The sequence below is a fragment of the Streptomyces sp. NPDC025806 genome, assembly GCF_055558275.1.
In genome coordinates, this window is sequence record NZ_JBVHMU010000001.1 from 623,764 (window position 1) to 640,133 (window position 16,370).

The window sequence follows — 16,370 nt, forward strand, 5'->3', positions numbered from 1 at the left end:
CGCGCGGTGGCGCGGCGTGGTGAGGCGGTGTGGAGGTCGGGCGGGGCGGGTGGCACCGCGGGGTACGGGCGGGTGCCACCCGTGGGCAGGCTAGAGCTTCGCGGGGAGCGGGGCCTCGCTCTTGCCCGGTACCGGCGGATTCTCGCGGGCGGCGGGTGCGGCGAGGGCCGGATCGGGCAGCGCGCTCTCGGAGAGCGCTTTCGCGTCGGGCCGCAGGGTGAGCACCGAGAGGGCGGTGAACAGGGCGACGACCCCGGCCAGCAGCAGATAGGTGCGGGCGAACCCGATGGAGTCGTAGCCGATGCCCGCCAGGGGCGAGATCACGGCCGCGCCCAGCTGCGCGGCGAGCTGGAAGCCGACCAGGTAGATCGACGAGGACAGGCGCGACTCGAAGTGGAGGTTGATGTACTTGAAGATCGCGATGAGCATGATCGGCAGCTCGGCGGCGTGCATCAGCTTGACCGCGGAGATGGCGGCCGGGTCGGTGACGAGACCGGACAGGCCGATGCGGGCGGCCATGATGCAGCCGGAGAGCAGCAGGGACTTCTTGGGGCCGAGCCGGTTCACGAGGAAGGGGGCGAGCGCCATGCCGCCGGCTTCGAGGAAGACCTGCACGGAGTTGAGGTCGCTGTACATCCGGTTGCCCTCACCGGCCGTCGAGAACAGCGAGGCGAAGTACGAGGGGAACATCTGGTCGTACGTGTTGTACGTCGCGGTCACGGCGATCACGAAGAGCAGCAGCCCCCAGAAGGCCGGGTAGCGCAGCAGGGACCGCACGTCGGTCATCGACACGGAGGAGGCGGCGGCCTCCACGGCGGCCGAGCGGCGCCCGTCGGTCACCCGGATCGAGACGATCAGGACGAGGAACACGGCGGCCGAGACGGAGGCGGCCCAGAAGTTCAGACGGGGATCGATGTTGAACAGCCGGCCCGCGAAGAACGTCGCGGCGGCCCAGCCCAGCGAGCCGAACATGCGGGCGCGCCCGAACTCGAAGCCGTGGAAGCGGCCGAGGCGCTCCGTGTAGCTCTCCAGTGTGGCGACGGCGACGGCGAACGCCATGGCGAGGTAGGCGGCTCCGACCAGCAGGCCGAGGGCGAACTGGGTCTTCAGCAGCGGCCCGTACACGTAGATGTACATGGGGCCCACGAGGAGCATCAGGCCGGAGACCCAGTACAGGAGGTTCTTGCGCAGGCCGAGCTTGTCCTGGAGGTAGCCGTAGACCGGCATGGTGATCAGGCAGCCGATGGCGTTGGCGCTGATCACGAGGGAGCTGCGGCCGGCTGAGAGGCCGATGTCCTGGGTCAGCCAGATGGAGAAGAGTGACCAGGACAGCGACCAGGTCACGAAGAACATGAACAGGGCCGCGCTGACGAGCGTGAAGTTCAGCCGGCGGCGGCTCGGGCCGGTGCCGGCCGCGCGGGCGCCGTGCTGCCCTGTGGTCGGGCCCTGGTCCTGCCCGGTGGTCTGGTCGGTCATGTGCTGCGCTCCCTCGCGCCTGTGGCGCCCGTTCATGATGCCGGAACGAATGGCTCCGCCTGGAGTCCCGGTACGGCCGCGGACTGCGACCGGGGGTGGGTGGCGGTGTTCCGGGTGGTTCCCGGTGTTCCGGCGGGCGGTGATCGGAAGTCCCCGGCGCCTTTCCTGTCACGTGCTAGGGCGGCATAACTATCACGTGTTAGGTTCGCGAAATCAAGACCTCGCCGGAACTCGGTGGAGTCGGCAGGAGTCAGCAGAAGCAAGGAGAAGGCGCATGTCCGACCGGGCCACTCGTCCGTACCCGCCCGCCGTCGCCGTCGACCGCGACGTTCCGCGTCTGCACGTGCGGCCCGCCGCCGGCCGCTGGTGCAACGACCCCAACGGCCCGCTCTTCCACGACGGCCGCTACCACCTGTTCTTCCAGCACAACCCGCACGAGGCGGTCTGGGGCGACATCCACTGGGGGCACGCCTCCAGCCCGGACCTCGTGCGCTGGGCGGATCACGGTGTCGCGCTGGCCCCCACGCCGGGCACGCCCGACGCGCTCGGCGCCTGGTCCGGGTGCGCGGTCGTGGACGACGGCGTCCCGACCGCCGTCTACACCGGCATGAACCGCCGCGACGGCATCGGCTCCGTGATGCTGGCCCGGGCCACGGACCCGACGATCGGCTCGTTCAAGGCCGAACCGGAACCGGTCGTCCCCGGCCCGCCGCCCGGCCTCGACCTCATCGCGTTCCGCGACCCGTACCTCTTCACGCACGAGGGCCGGCGCTGGGCGGTCGTCGGCGCGGGGCACCGGGGCGGGCGGCCCGACGTGCTCCTCTACCGCGTGGACTCGCTGACGCGGTGGACGTACGCCGGTTCGCTGCTCGACGCGGCCGACCCTGTAGCCGCACGGCACGCTGCGCCCGCGACAGCCTGGGAGTGTCCGGCGCTGCTGCCGACCGGCGACGGGCGCTGGGTGCTGCTGCTCTCCCTGTGGATCGACGACATCACCTACGCGACGGCGTACCTGACCGGTGAGCTGAGAGCCGAGGGGGAGGGTGGGAGCGGGCTGCGGTTCGAGCCCGCTGCGGGAGGCCTGTTCGACCACGGCCGGGACTGCTACGCGCCCACCGCGCTCGTCGAGAACGACAGAACCCTTGTGTGGGGCTGGAGTTGGGAGTCGCGGACCGAGGCCGAGTCCGTCGCGGCGGGCTGGGCCGGATGCCTCACGTATCCGAGAGAGGTCGGCGCCCATCCGGACGGCGCGCTGCGGGTGGCGCCCGCGCGGGAGCTGGCGGGGCTGCGCGGGCGGGCCGTCGCGGTGGGGGAGGAGCTGCCGGCGGCGTACGAGGTGCAGGTCGACCTCGCTGTCACGCAGCCCGACACCGAGCTCGCGATCCGGCTGGGGACCGGGGCCGAGCTGCGGGTCAACCCGACCCGGGGCTCCCTCACGCTGGACCGTTCGGCGACGCCGGCCTCGGGCACGCACCCGTACCCCCGCGCCTCCTCGGTGGTGGCGGCGGCGTCGGGCGGTACGGGCGGACGGCTGCGGGTGTTCGTGGACGGGCCGCTGATCGAGGCGTTCTGGGACGACCGGGTGGTGCTGACGGAAAAGGTGTACCCCGCTCCGGCCGGCCCGCTGTCGGTGGACGTGGTGCAGGGCGCGGGGAGCGCCTCGGTGTCCGCGTGGGAGGCGGTCGCGGAGGGGGTGTGAGTAGGGGAGGGGGCTCCCGCTCGAAAGGGGCGGGGCCGCTCGGTCCTGTGTACGTCAGGGGCTCAGGTCAGGGGAGGCTCGGATGGGCGTTGACCGGGTGTGCTCCCGGCGGGGCTGAGGGAGTTGGCGTGGTGGGTGTCGGGGGCGCTGGGGGCGGCGTGGCGCGGTTACCGGCGGCATCGAGCGGGGCGGGGCCCTCGGGTTCGGCAGGCCGGGGCCGTTGCGTTGTGTGGGGGTTCAGCCCGGTGGACGCGCGGACGGGCGTTGACCGGGGACGTTTCTGGCCGGTCTGAGGCAGATCCCGGAGTGGATGTCCGGGGGGGCGTGCAGCGAGGCGAAGGGCAACCGCGCGGAGTGCCCCCACTCGGAGGTTCCTTCCGTGCCGCTCGTCAGTCGGCCTCATCGGCCCGGCCCCTGCCGGCCGGAGCCCGCTGGCCCGGACCCCATTGGCCCGGGACTCTCCGCCCCGGATCCCGCTGGCCCGGACCCCGTCGACCTGGACCCCGCTAGACCTGTTCCGTTCCGGGCGGCAGCTACCCCGGAGGTCGTCCTGCCCTGTGCTGCGGGGCCGCAGCCGATCCGCCGCCCTGTTCTGCGTGCTGGGCCGCAGGGCTCCGGGCCCCTGTTCCGCGCGATATCCCAGCCGCCCTGCCGGCCAGCTCGGCGCCGAGCCCGCCGCAATGGCCCCGCCGCCCCGCCCCGCAGGCATGTCGCGCAGGTCACCCGGGGGCCCGTCGGGTGTTCCGTTCGCCGCCGGTATCGTCACATCCGTACCCCCCGTTCCCGTCGGTACGTGGAGCCTGAAAGGGCGGCCAGGTCGGCCGGGCGGTGGGGTGCGTCTCGATCGCACCGTCACCGACCGTGGAGCCCAGATGCCCGGCACGCCCCTGTCCCGCAGCGCACGCCTGTCCCGCCGTACCGCTCTGCGCGGGGTGGCCGTAGCGGGGACGGTCGGGCTCGGGCTGACCGCGTGCTCCCCGGAGGACGGCGGCGCGGCGGCTGCCCCCACCGCGCCCGTCGACCTCGGCAGTGCCGAGGACGTCCCCAAGGGCGGGGCGAAGCTCTACAACGACGAGAACGTGGTGGTGAGCCGGGCCGAGGACGGGACCTACAAGGCGTTCAGCACCGTCTGCACGCACGCGGGGTGCCCGATCCGGATGCTGAAGGGCACGGAGCTGACGTGCAACTGCCACGGCAGCAAGTTCGACGCCACCACCGGCGAGGTGCTGCACGCGCCGGCGACCGTGCCGCTCACCGAGCTCAAGGCGAAGGCCGAGGGCGGCAAGCTCATCGTCTCGCCCTGACCCTCGGCCTCAACCCCCTGAGCCCCAGCCCGAGGCCCCGACCCCCGCAGCCCTTGACCTCAGCCTTCAGCGCGGCCTCAGCCCTTCAGGCCGGAGGACGTGATCCCCTCGCGGAGCGGGCGCTGACCGATGACGAACACGGCGACCGCGGGGATCATCGACAGCACGACCCCGGCGAGCACCACCGAGATCGACCCGGTGCCGAGGTTGCCCTGGAGCGAGACGAGGCCGAGCGGCATCGTGAAGTTCTCGTTGCTGGTCTCCAGGATCAGCGGCCGGAAGAACTCGTTCCAGTGATAGTTGAAGGCGAGTACGCCGACGATCGCCAGACCCGGTCTGGCCAGGGGCGCGTACACGGTCCGGAAGACCCGCCAGGGCCCGGCCCCGTCGATCATCGCCGCCTCGCCGAGCTCCTTGGGCATCGTCAGGAAGTACTGGCGCATCAGGAACGTGCCGAAGGCGGTCGGAACGGCCGGCACGATCAGGCCGAGCAGCGTGTCCGTCAGCCCCATCCCCTTGAGGATCAGGAACACCGGCACGACGGTGATCTGGACCGGCACCATCATCGTGGCGAGGACCAGACCGAACAGGGGCTTCTTGAAGCGGAAGTCGAGACGGGCGAAGGCGTACCCGGCGAGCGCCGCCGAGACCATCTGCCCGACCGCGATCAGGCCCGTCACGAGCGCCGAGTTCAGCACGATCAGCCAGACGTCGAGCTGCTGGAAGACACCTCGGTAGGCATCGAGCGTGCCGTGCGCCGGGATGATCCGCGGAGGCAGATCGAAGGACTCGGCGGGCGTGCGCAGGGACGTGGACACCGTCCACACCACGGGCCCGATGGTCAGCAGCGCCACGAGCGCGAGCCCGGCGACGCGCCCGAGGACGCCCAGGCGGCGGGTGGTGAGCGAGCCCAGGCGCGCGGTGGCGCCGCCGCCCGCGGGGCGCCGCGTCTTGTCGGTGTACGGAACTGCGGTCATCGCGGATCGACCTCTCCAACCAGTCACTGGTAGTGCACGAAGCGGCGGCTGAGCCGGAACTGCAGCGCCGTGACGACGAGAATCAGGGCGAACAGGACGACGCCGATCGCCGAGGCCTCGCCGAATCGGAGCTCCTCGAAGGCGGTCTGGTAGAGGACCATCACCACCGTCCGGGTCGAGTCGCCCGGCCCGCCGTCCGTGAGCACGTACGGCTGCTCGAAGACCTGCAGCGCGTTGATCACACCGACCACGGAGGCCACCAGGAAGGTGGGGGAGAGTAGCGGCAGCGTGATCCGCAGATGCTTGCGCAGTCCGGTCGCGCCGTCGACGGCGGCGGCCTCGTGGAGCTCCTTCGGGATGTTCGCCAGTCCGCCGACGAACAGGAGGAACGAGAAGCCGAACTGCTGCCACACGTAGACGAGGACCACGGCGGCCAGCGCCCACGTCTCGTCCGTCAGCCAGGGCACGGGCGACGCGCCGGCCTGTCCGAGCAGCCAGTTCACGACCCCGAAGTCCTGGTTGAACAGGTACTTCATCACCACGGACACCGAGGCCGCACTCAGCACGAGCGGGAAGAAGAACGCGGAACGCAGCGCCTGCCGCACCCAGTTCGGCATCCTGCCCTGCAGGGCCAGCGCCAGCACGAGCGCGATGAGCAGTTGCAGCGAGACGGCGAACACCATGAACAGCAGGGTGTTGCCGAACGAGGCACGGACCGAGGAATCGGTCGCCAGGGCGCGGTAGTTGTCCAGGCCGGTGTAGCGCGCCGGGTCGATCACGTTCCACCGGAAGAACGACAGCGCGACAGAGCCCGCGATCGGCACCACGGTGAACACGACGACGCCGATCACGGTCGGCGCCAGGAACAGCCAGGCGGTCCACTGCTGCCGCCGCTGCGACCCACGGTCCCTCGCGCCCCTGTCCGCGGCGCGGCCCCTCGTACGGCTTCTCATATTCCACGCTCCATGGCGCGCTCCAGGTCCGCCTGCATCGCCCGCAGCGCCGGCGCGACCTTGCGCGGCGAGTCGAGAGCGGTGGCGGTGTGCTTGGTCAGGGCGAGTTCCACGGCGGCCACCTGCGGCGGCGCGGGGATCGGGCCGGTCGTGGGGAAGCGGTCGAAGGTGTCGTAGAAGACGTCCCAGTGGGCGGGGCCCGTCCGCGCGTACCGCCGCGCGGTGAGCAGGGAACGGCGCGCCGGAGTTGTCGTGTTCGCAGCGAACAGCGAGGCCATGACGTCCTTGCGGGTCGAGTACTTCACGAACTCCCAGGCCTCGTCCTGGCGCCGGGAGGTGCGCAGGATCGCGTAGCCCGCCCCGCCGAACTGGTGGCGCTGCGTCCGCCAGCGAGGGAAGTAGGTGGCGTCGTACGCGTCGCGCGCCACGCCCGCCTGGTGCAGTCCGCCCGCCCAGAAGCCGCCGGCGGGCGTTGCGCCGACCCGGCCGGTGGAGAAGGCGCCGACAAGGTTCGTGCCGCTGCCGCCCTCGGGCCGTGAGCAGAGTCCGTCTCGGACGAGACCGGCGAGATACTCGTACGTCTCGACGGTGCGGTCGGCCGTGGCGGTCGGCGTCGTCCAGCGGAAGCCCCCGCCGCGGCCCGCGCGCTGCCGCGCGTCGTAGAAGGAGTTCCACAGCCATTCCCCGCCCGGAGCCCTGGACTCGCGCAGGATGTTGGTGTCGTTGACGAACAGCCAGGGGACGACCCCGCCCCACAGGCGGTTGGTCCAGTAGAACGGCGTGAACTGCGCCCCGCCCTTGCGCTTCATGGCGCGCAGCAGCCGTGTGAAGTCGTCGCGGTCCCAGTCGTCCGGCGGGAGTTCGACACCGGTGCGCCGGAGGACGGTGGTGCTCAGATACATGTCCGCGGCGTTGAACTCGACGGGCAGCTGGTACAGCGAGCCCTCGTACATCATCGATTCGACGAGCGACGGGTGGACGTCGGCGAAGTACTCCTTGAGTGCGGCGGCGTCCCGTTTCACGCGCGCGTCGAGCGGGACGCCGAGGCGGTCGGCGAACAGCTGGACGCCCTCGGTCGCGACGTACACCACGTCGGGCGCCCGGCCCGCGGCGATCTGCGTGAGGATTTTGGCGAAGAAGTCGTTCCAGTCCTTGGCCTGGACGGCCAGCAGCCGCACCGGGATGTCCGGGTGCAGCTTCTGGAAGCCGTCGGCCAGCACCTTCTGCATGGTCGGGTCGATCGCCGCGCCGAGGACCGCGACGGTGAGCATCGAACCGTCGCGCCCGGGTATGTCGGCGGCGGTCAGCCGGTCCCAGCTCGCCGCCGTGGCGGCGAGACCGCCGGCGGCCAGGGACCAGCCACCGGCGCGCAACAGGGTGCGACGGCTCGGCGGGAGTTGACTGCGGGTCATACCGAGAGGCCTAACTCGTGATAGTTGGCTGGCCTCCGGATGATGGAAGGGCGTCGACGGCGCCGTCAAGAGGGCTGCGCGGGCTTCTTCGAAATGCCCGAAGACCCTTGCGCGGCAAGACCTATCACGAGTTAGGGTTGCGCCCGTCCTCCCCCTCCCCTCCCTCTGCCTCTCCGCTCGAACACGCCCTTGGACGAAAGGTCGGTCCGCCATGCCCGCACGAGACGTGCCCGCGCAGGACATGCCCGCGAGAAACGGGAAAGGCGCGGCCGGGAACACCGGCGCCGCGCGCTCGCTGAGCCGGCGCGCCGCGCTGCTGTCCGCCGGCTCCACCGCCCTCGCCGCCGCCGCGCTGCCGTCCCGGCCCGCCGCCGCGGCACCGAAAGCGGCCGGCCTCGGCAGCTTCCGCGCCGACTACCACTTCACCGTTCCCGACAACTGGAAGAACGATCCGCAGCGCCCGATCTGGGTGAACGGCCAGTACCTGTACTACTACCTCTACAACGCCGACTACCTCACCGGATCCGAGGGCACCGCCTGGCGGCTCGCCACCAGCACCGACCTCGTCCGGTACCGGGACGAGGGGGTCGCCGTCCCCAAGGACGCCATCCCCGCCGGTGACGTCTGGTCGGGCAGCGCGGTCGTCGACGAGAAGAACACCGCCGGGTACGGCGCGGGCGCCGTCATCGCCCTGATCACCATGGAGCCCGACGCGGGCACCGCCTCCCAGGCCCAGTACCTCTGGTACTCCACCGACCACGGCCGCACCTTCACCTCCCACAGCGTCGACCCGGTGCTCCCCAACCCCGGCGGCAAGGACTTCCGCGACCCCAAGGTGCTCTGGGACGAGGCCCGCGGACGCTGGGTCGCGGCCCTCGCCGAAGGGCACAAGATCGGCCTGTACACCTCCGCCGACCTGCGCTCATGGACGTACCGCAGCGGCTTCACCCGCGACGACCTCGGCACCCTGGAATGCCCGGACCTGTTCGAGATCCGGGCCGCGGACGGAACCACCCACTGGATCCTCGCCGCCTCCGCCAACGGCACGCAGCGCGGCCTGCCCGCCACGTACGCCTACTGGACCGGCGACTTCGACGGCGCCACCTTCAGCCCCGACGCCACCGAACCGCAGTGGCTCGACCACGGACCCGACTTCTACGCCGCCGTCACCTGCGAGAAGCGCGCCGCCGACGGCACCGTCGACCCCGCCGCCCGGTACGCCTTCGCCTGGACCAACAACTGGACCTACCCGCACAACACCCCGACCCTCGTCGCGGACGGCTTCAACGGCACCGACTCCCTCACCCGCGAACTCACCCTGGAACGCGCGGACGACGGCACCTACCACCTGGCCTCAAAGCCCGCCCCCGCCCTCGACCGCTACGCCACCGGCACGAAGAAGCTCGGCGATGTCAGGGTCGACGGCAGCAAGACTCTCGACGTCACCGGCCCCGCCTACGAGATCCGCGCCCGGCTCCGCTGGACACCCGGCACGACCGAGAACCTCGGCTTCCAGCTCCGCAAGGCGCCCGGCGGGCTGCGCCACATCGACGTCGGCGTGTACGTCGCCGGCGGCTTCGCCTACGTCAATCGCGGCGGCACCATCACCCCGGGCGGCCCCGCCGAGACCCACACCCCCGTCGACGCCGCCGCCGGCTCCCTCGACGTGCGCGTCTTCGTCGACCGCACCACGGTCGAACTGTTCGTCGGCGACGGCCGGCACGTCCACACCCACCAGGCCTTCCCGCTGCCCGGCGACGACCGCATCGCGCTCTACGCCTCCGGCGGCCCGGCCGTCTTCGAGGACCTGAGGGTCATCACGTACGACCTCGGGTGACACCCGGGCCCCGGCCCGGCCACCCGGGTGCCGGGCGCCCGGCTCGACGAGCGCCGTTGTACGTATGACGGACCGAGCCGCTGATCGCCGGTCGCCCCGTGTCACGTATGACGTGCCTCTCGGCAGCCGAGGGGGCGGTCCGGAGCCGGCTCAGGCTCCGCCGGGCTTCGCCACCGACGCCCGCTCGACCAGGGGGCACGGCAGCCGCACCACGTCGCCCGCGGCCACCGGCTCGTCCCGCTCGACCGCGTCGAGCAGCGCGTCCACCGCCGCCGCCCCCATCGCGTGATGGGGGAGGGCGACCGTGGTGAGCGCCGGGACGAGCCGGTCCGCCATGTGGTCCTGGTCGTCGTAGCCCACCACCGACAGCGCCTCCGGGACCGCGATGCCCAGCCGGGCCGCCGCCAGCAGCACCCCGGCCGCCACCCGGTCGTTCGCGCACACGACCCCCGTGGGCCGCTCCCGCTCCCCGAGCACTCGCAGCGCCGCCGCGTAGCCCTCGTCGATCTGCCAGCCGGCCCGCAGCATCCACGCCTCGCGCACCTCCAGGCCGGCCGCGCCCAGCCCGTCGGTGAAACCACGTGCGCGATCCTCCGCCGCGATGTTGCCCACCGCCCCGCCCAGCAGCGCGATGTCACGGTGCCCCGCAGCGATCAGCGCGTCCACCGCGCGGCGCCCGCCCGCCCGTTCGTCGGCCACCACGGCCGCGTACGAACCCGCCTCGCGCGGCAGGCAGTTGGCGAGCACCGTCCGTGCCGGATCGACCCCCGCCGGCACGTCCGTCGTGCGCAGCTCCATCGAGGCGTACACCAGACCGTCGACCCGGCGGGCCCGCAGCTCGGCGATCGCCTCGGCCTCCGCGGCCGGGTCCCGGCGCGACTCCAGGAGCAGAATCTGATGCCCACGCGCGCGTGCCGCCTCCATCGCGCCCAGCACCATCCGGCCGGCGAACGGGCTGGTGGCGATCTCGTCGCTGAGCATCCCGATCACCCCGGTACGCCGTCCGCGGAGCGACCGCGCCACCTCGTCGGGCCGGTAGCCGAGCTCGTCGGCGGCCGCACGGATGCGACGCTGCGTCTCGGCCGACAGGTTGCCCTGGGCGCGTCCGCTGAAGACGAAGGACACGGCGGCACGGGACACACCGGCCAGCTCCGCCACGTCACGGGCGGTCGGACGCTTCACGCGGGGGTTCTCCTTCAGCGGCGGGGATCACGGGGCGCTCCCTAGTCTGCCCCGGTGATGTCCGTGCCCGACAGTAGGGTGTCTGACATGGCCGACCCCTCCAGCTACCGCCCCCAGCCGGGACAGATTCCCGACTCCCCAGGGGTGTACAGGTTCCGCGACGAGCACCGCAGGGTGATCTACGTCGGAAAGGCGAAGAGCCTGCGCCAGCGCCTGGCGAGCTACTTCCAGGACCTGGCGAACCTGCACCCGCGCACCCGCACGATGGTCACCACGGCCGCGTCCGTGGAGTGGACGGTGGTGTCCACGGAGGTCGAGGCGCTCCAGCTGGAGTACTCCTGGATCAAGGAGTACGACCCCCGGTTCAACGTCAAGTACCGCGACGACAAGAGCTACCCGTACCTCGCCGTGACGATGAACGAGGAGTTCCCCCGCGTCCAGGTGATGCGCGGCCAGAAGAAGAAGGGCGTCCGCTACTTCGGCCCCTACGGCCACGCCTGGGCCATCCGCGACACGGTCGACCTCCTCCTGCGCGTCTTCCCCGTCCGCACCTGCTCCGCGGGCGTGTTCAGGAACGCGGCCCGCACCGGACGCCCCTGCCTGCTCGGCTACATCGGCAAGTGCTCCGCCCCCTGCGTCGGCCGTGTCAGCCCGGACGAGCACCGCGAACTGGCCGAGGAGTTCTGCGACTTCATGGCCGGCCGCACCGGCACGTACCTCCGCCGCCTGGAGAAGGACATGACGGCGGCCGCGGAGGAGATGGAGTACGAGCGGGCGGCCCGCCTGCGCGACGACATCGAGGCGCTCCGCAAGGCCATGGAGAAGAGCGCCGTCGTCCTCGCCGACGCCACCGACGCCGACCTCATCGCCCTGGCCGAGGACGAGCTGGAGGCGGCCGTCCAGATCTTCCACGTACGCGGCGGACGCGTGCGCGGCCAGCGCGGCTGGGTCACCGACAAGGTGGAGGCCGTCACCAGCGGCGACCTCGTGGAGCACGCGCTCCAGCAGCTCTACGGGGAGGAGAGCGGGGACGCGGTCCCCAAGGAGGTGCTCGTCCCGGCGCTGCCCGACCCTCTGGAGCCCATCCAGACCTGGCTCACCGAGCGCCGCGGATCCGGCGTGTCCCTGCGCATCCCGCAGCGCGGCGACAAGAAGGCGCTCATGGAGACCGTGCACCGCAACGCTCTGCAGGCGCTGGCCCTCCACAAGACGAAGCGCGCCTCCGACCTCACCACGCGCTCGCGCGCCCTGGAGGAGATCGCCGAGGCCCTCGACCTGGACAGCGCCCCGCTGCGCATCGAGTGCTACGACATCTCGCACCTCCAGGGAGACGACGTCGTCGCGTCCATGGTCGTCTTCGAGGACGGCCTCGCACGCAAGAGCGAATACCGCCGCTTCCAGATCAAGGGCTTCGAGGGGCAGGACGACGTCCGCTCCATGCACGAGGTCATCACCCGGCGCTTCAAGCGCTACCTGGCCGCCCAGGAGAAGTCCGGCGAGTGGTCCGACACCGAGCTGGACGACGGCGAGGGCCCGGTCGAGTCCCGGCTCACGGAGGACGACGGCCGGCCGAAGAGGTTCGCCTACCCGCCGCAGCTCGTCGTCGTGGACGGCGGTCAGCCGCAGGTCGCGGCGGCCCAGCGGGCCCTGGACGAGCTGGGCATCGACGACATCGCGGTGTGCGGCCTCGCCAAGCGCCTCGAAGAGGTCTGGGTGCCCGGGGAGGACGACCCGGTGGTCCTGCCCCGCACCAGCGAGGGCCTGTACCTGCTGCAGCGCGTCCGTGACGAGGCGCACCGCTTCGCGATCACCTACCAGCGCAGCAAGCGGGCCAAGCGGTTCAAGGCGGGCCCCCTGGACGACGTGCCGGGACTCGGCGACGCGCGCAAGCAGGCACTGATCAAGCACTTCGGTTCGGTGAAGCGGCTACGGTCCGCCACAATCGACCAGATCTGCGAGGTCCCGGGCATAGGCCGCAAGACGGCCGAGACGATCCTCGCGGCCTTCGCGCAAGCGGCACCGGCGGCACCCGCGGTGAACACGGCCACCGGAGAGATCCTGGAAGACGAAGAGCACACACCGGCCGGCGCGACGGACGCGCCGATCGGCGAGGGTCCCGTCACCGCGGGAACCTCGGAAGAACGACGGGGGCAGGAACCATGAGCGAGCACCACCCACAGAACGAGCGCGGAGCGGACATGAGCACCCCAGGCGCCAGCGACGACAAGACCGGGGCGGACACCCCCGGTACGGAGAACCCCGCCACCGAGACCTCCGCGACCGACACCTCCGGTACCGACACGCCCGGCGCGGCCCACCACGTGGAGGCGCCCGGCGTCCCCGAGGCCGCCATCCCCGAGCTGGTCATCATCTCCGGAATGTCCGGCGCGGGCCGCTCCACGGCGGCGAAGTGCCTGGAGGACCTCGGCTGGTTCGTCGTCGACAACCTGCCGCCGGCCCTGATCCCCACCATGGTGGAGCTCGGCGCCCGGTCCCAGGGCAACGTCGCGCGGATCGCCGTCGTCGTCGACGTCCGCGGCCGGCGCTTCTTCGACAACCTCCGCGAGTCCCTCGCCGACCTCGAGTCCAAGAACGTCACGCGGCGCATCGTCTTCCTGGAGTCCTCGGACGAGGCCCTCGTGCGCCGCTTCGAGTCGGTGCGCCGCCCGCACCCGCTCCAGGGCGACGGCCGCATCGTCGACGGCATCGCCGCCGAGCGCGAGCTGCTGCGCGAGCTGCGCGGTGACGCCGACCTCGTCATCGACACCTCCAGCCTGAACGTGCACGAGCTGCGCGCCAAGATGGACGCCCAGTTCGCGGGCGAGGAGGAGCCCGAGCTGCGGGCCACCGTCATGTCGTTCGGCTTCAAGTACGGCCTGCCGGTCGACGCCGACCTCGTCGTCGACATGCGCTTCCTTCCGAACCCGCACTGGGTCCCGGAGCTGCGCCCCTTCACCGGCCTCAACGAGGAGGTGTCGAACTACGTCTTCTCGCAGCCCGGCGCCAAGGAGTTCCTCGACCGCTACACGGAGCTGCTCCAGCTGATCGCGGCGGGCTACCGCCGCGAGGGCAAGCGCTACGTGACCATCGCCGTCGGCTGCACCGGTGGCAAGCACCGCTCCGTCGCCACCTCGGAGAAGCTCGCCGCCCGCCTCGCCGCGCAGGGTGTGGAGACCGTGGTCGTCCACCGGGACATGGGCCGCGAATGACGGGACGTACGCTGCGGCTCACCAGCCGGCTGCGCAGCAGACGCACGACGCCGGCCCGCCGCAGGGGCGCGACGCCCAAGGTCGTCGCCCTCGGCGGGGGCATGGGTCTGTCCGCGTCGCTGGCCGCCCTGCGCCGCATCACGGGTGACCTCACGGCGGTCGTGACGGTCGCCGACGACGGCGGGTCCAGCGGGCGCCTGCGCGACGAGCTCGGCGTGCTGCCGCCCGGCGACCTGCGCAAGGCCCTCGCGGCCCTGTGCGGTGACGACGACTGGGGCCAGACCTGGTCCCGCGTCATCCAGCACCGCTTCCAGTCGCCGGGGGAGATGAACGGGCACGCGGTCGGCAATCTCCTGATCGTCGCCCTGTGGGAGCAGCTCGGGGACCATGTGCAGGCCCTCGACCTGGTCGGCAAGCTCCTCGGCGCGCAGGGGCGCGTGCTGCCCATGTCCGCGGTGCCGCTGGAGCTCCAGGCCCTGGTCAAGGGGCACGACCCGGGCCGCCCGGACGACATCGACACCGTCCGCGGACAGGCCACGGTCGCGCTCACGCCGGGCGAGGTCCAGTCCGTGCACCTGGTGCCGCACGACCCGCCGGCCGTCCCGGAGGCGGTCGCCGCGGTGCTCGACGCGGACTGGGTGGTGCTCGGCCCGGGGTCCTGGTTCTCCTCGGTGATCCCGCACCTGCTCGTGCCGGAACTGCTGGACGCGCTGGTCGAGACGAAGGCCCGCCGGGTCCTCTCGCTGAACCTCGCGCCGCAGCCCGGAGAAACCGAAGGGTTCTCACCGCAGCGTCATTTGGAGGTTTTGGGACGACACGCCCCTAAACTCGCCCTGGACGTGGTGCTGGCCGACGAGGCCGCCGTGCCCGATCGTGAGTCCCTCACCGACGCCGCCAAGGAGCGCTTCGGTGCCGCGGTCGAGCTGGCGCCGGTGGCCAGGCCCGACGGAACTCCGAGGCACGATCCGGAGCTGTTGGCCGCCGCGTACGACCGTATTTTTCGGATGCATGGAAGGATCGGCCCATGGCGATGACGGCAGCGGTGAAGGACGAGATTGCCCGGCTCCCCGTCACCCGGACCTGCTGCAGGAAGGCCGAGGTGTCGGCCATTCTGCGGTTCGCCGGCGGCCTTCACCTGGTGAGCGGCCGCATCGTGATCGAGGCGGAGCTGGACACCGCGATGGCCGCCCGGCGGCTCAAGCGCGACATTCTCGAGATCTTCGGACACAGTTCCGAATTGATTGTGATGGCACCCGGCGGGCTGCGCCGCGGCTCGCGTTTCGTCGTGCGGGTGGTGGCGGGCGGCGACCAGCTGGCCCGGCAGACGGGGCTCGTGGACGGCCGAGGCCGCCCGATCCGCGGTCTTCCGCCGCAGGTGGTCTCGGGGGCCACCTGCGACGCCGAGGCGGCCTGGCGCGGGGCGTTCCTGGCGCACGGCTCGCTGACGGAGCCGGGCCGTTCCAGCTCGCTCGAGGTGACCTGCCCGGGCCCGGAGGCCGCGCTGGCCCTGGTCGGCGCCGCCCGCCGGCTGTCCATCGCGGCGAAGGCCCGTGAGGTGCGCGGCGTGGACCGCGTCGTCGTCCGTGACGGCGACGCGATCGGCGCCCTGCTCACCCGTATGGGAGCCCACGAGTCGGTGCTGGCCTGGGAGGAGCGGCGGATGCGCCGCGAGGTCCGCGCCACGGCGAACAGGCTGGCGAACTTCGACGACGCGAACCTGCGCCGTTCGGCCCGGGCCGCCGTCGCCGCCGGGGCCCGCGTGCAGCGCGCCCTGGAGATCCTCGCCGACGAGGTGCCCGAGCACCTCGCGGCGGCCGGCCGGCTGCGCATGGAGCACAAGCAGGCCTCCCTGGAGGAGCTGGGCGCGCTCGCCGACCCGCCGCTCACCAAGGACGCGGTCGCGGGCCGGATCCGCCGGCTGCTCGCCATGGCGGACAAGCGCGCGCAGGACCTCGGCATCCCGGGTACGGAGTCGAACCTGACCGAGGAGATGGACATGGCGGACAACCTGGCGGGCTGAGCCTCTCCCGCTGACCCGAAGCTCCACGAGCCGGTGGCGGCGCCCCACGAGGGCGCCGCCACCGGCTTTCGCGTTCCCGAGCCCCGCCCGCTGATTCGCGTCTGCGAACTTTGCGAGGTGTCACGTGTGCGCCGATCGCCGGTTCACCCTTTGGTGCGCAAGTGAGCGGGGATTACTTCAGATGCGACGGAATAGCGGCGTGATGAGAGTGGCCCATGGGGCCTCAGTGGCGCTTTGCGGCGCCTTAAGGCCAGTTCGGGGAAGGGTGCCCGGGGGTGGCGAATTGGCGGGGCCCGGTCCG

General features: G+C 71.9%; 12 protein-coding genes. 7 read left to right on the plus strand and 5 right to left on the minus strand.

Annotation, left to right across the window (positions count from 1 at the left end; translation table 11 throughout):
- Positions 1-90: 90 nt before the first annotated feature.
- Positions 91-1,476: an oligosaccharide MFS transporter gene (locus ACZ4E1_RS02820; RefSeq protein ID WP_467535142.1), complete on the minus strand. Its 1,386-nt coding sequence runs from the start codon at positions 1,474-1,476 to the stop codon at positions 91-93.
- 274 nt (positions 1,477-1,750) lie between these two features.
- Between ACZ4E1_RS02820 and ACZ4E1_RS02825 the strand changes: the two genes are divergently transcribed.
- Positions 1,751-3,175, plus strand: coding sequence for a glycoside hydrolase family 32 protein (locus ACZ4E1_RS02825; protein ID WP_467535143.1), 1,425 nt, complete (start codon positions 1,751-1,753; stop codon positions 3,173-3,175).
- Positions 3,176-4,047: 872 nt separating this feature from the next.
- Positions 4,048-4,479, plus strand: a complete 432-nt coding sequence (locus ACZ4E1_RS02830) for a Rieske (2Fe-2S) protein (protein WP_467535145.1) — start codon at positions 4,048-4,050, stop codon at positions 4,477-4,479.
- A gap of 77 nt (positions 4,480-4,556) precedes the next feature.
- Here the strand turns inward: ACZ4E1_RS02830 and ACZ4E1_RS02835 are convergent, their stop codons facing one another.
- From ACZ4E1_RS02835 to ACZ4E1_RS02845, 3 genes are read right to left on the minus strand one after another with little or no spacing between them, the layout of a single operon-like run.
- The gene (locus tag ACZ4E1_RS02835) at positions 4,557-5,456 is read right to left on the minus strand and encodes a carbohydrate ABC transporter permease (protein ID WP_467535147.1); all 900 of its coding nucleotides are present in this window, start codon (positions 5,454-5,456) and stop codon (positions 4,557-4,559) included.
- A gap of 23 nt (positions 5,457-5,479) precedes the next feature.
- The gene (locus ACZ4E1_RS02840; protein ID WP_467535149.1) at positions 5,480-6,409 is read right to left on the minus strand and encodes a carbohydrate ABC transporter permease; all 930 of its coding nucleotides are present in this window, start codon (positions 6,407-6,409) and stop codon (positions 5,480-5,482) included.
- Positions 6,406-7,821 carry an ABC transporter substrate-binding protein gene (locus ACZ4E1_RS02845; protein ID WP_467535151.1) on the minus strand — a complete coding sequence of 472 codons (1,416 nt, stop codon included), beginning with the start codon at positions 7,819-7,821 and terminating at the stop codon, positions 6,406-6,408. Before ACZ4E1_RS02845 ends, ACZ4E1_RS02840 begins: the two co-directional genes overlap by 4 nt.
- Positions 7,822-8,062: 241 nt before the next feature.
- Between ACZ4E1_RS02845 and ACZ4E1_RS02850 the strand changes: the two genes are divergently transcribed.
- Positions 8,063-9,658 (plus strand): glycoside hydrolase family 32 protein, encoded by a 1,596-nt coding sequence (locus tag ACZ4E1_RS02850; RefSeq protein WP_467535426.1) that lies wholly within the window; start codon positions 8,063-8,065, stop codon positions 9,656-9,658.
- Between the two features lie 150 nt (positions 9,659-9,808).
- Here the strand turns inward: ACZ4E1_RS02850 and ACZ4E1_RS02855 are convergent, their stop codons facing one another.
- Positions 9,809-10,840: a LacI family DNA-binding transcriptional regulator gene (locus ACZ4E1_RS02855; RefSeq protein WP_467535153.1), complete on the minus strand. Its 1,032-nt coding sequence runs from the start codon at positions 10,838-10,840 to the stop codon at positions 9,809-9,811.
- Between the two features lie 87 nt (positions 10,841-10,927).
- On the opposite strand from ACZ4E1_RS02855, the gene uvrC reads away from it, so the two are divergent.
- From uvrC to whiA, 4 genes are read left to right on the plus strand one after another with little or no spacing between them, the layout of a single operon-like run.
- Positions 10,928-13,003, plus strand: coding sequence for an excinuclease ABC subunit UvrC (uvrC, locus tag ACZ4E1_RS02860; protein WP_467535155.1), 2,076 nt, complete (start codon positions 10,928-10,930; stop codon positions 13,001-13,003).
- Positions 13,004-13,038: 35 nt separating this feature from the next.
- Positions 13,039-14,049, plus strand: a complete 1,011-nt coding sequence (rapZ, locus tag ACZ4E1_RS02865; protein WP_467535157.1) for an RNase adapter RapZ — start codon at positions 13,039-13,041, stop codon at positions 14,047-14,049.
- The gene (locus ACZ4E1_RS02870) at positions 14,046-15,083 is read left to right on the plus strand and encodes a gluconeogenesis factor YvcK family protein (RefSeq protein ID WP_467535159.1); all 1,038 of its coding nucleotides are present in this window, start codon (positions 14,046-14,048) and stop codon (positions 15,081-15,083) included. The genes rapZ and ACZ4E1_RS02870 overlap by 4 nt, the downstream gene beginning before the upstream one ends.
- Positions 15,074-16,069: a DNA-binding protein WhiA gene (gene whiA, locus ACZ4E1_RS02875; RefSeq protein WP_467535161.1), complete on the plus strand. Its 996-nt coding sequence runs from the start codon at positions 15,074-15,076 to the stop codon at positions 16,067-16,069. Before ACZ4E1_RS02870 ends, whiA begins: the two co-directional genes overlap by 10 nt.
- Positions 16,070-16,370: the final 301 nt, after the last annotated feature.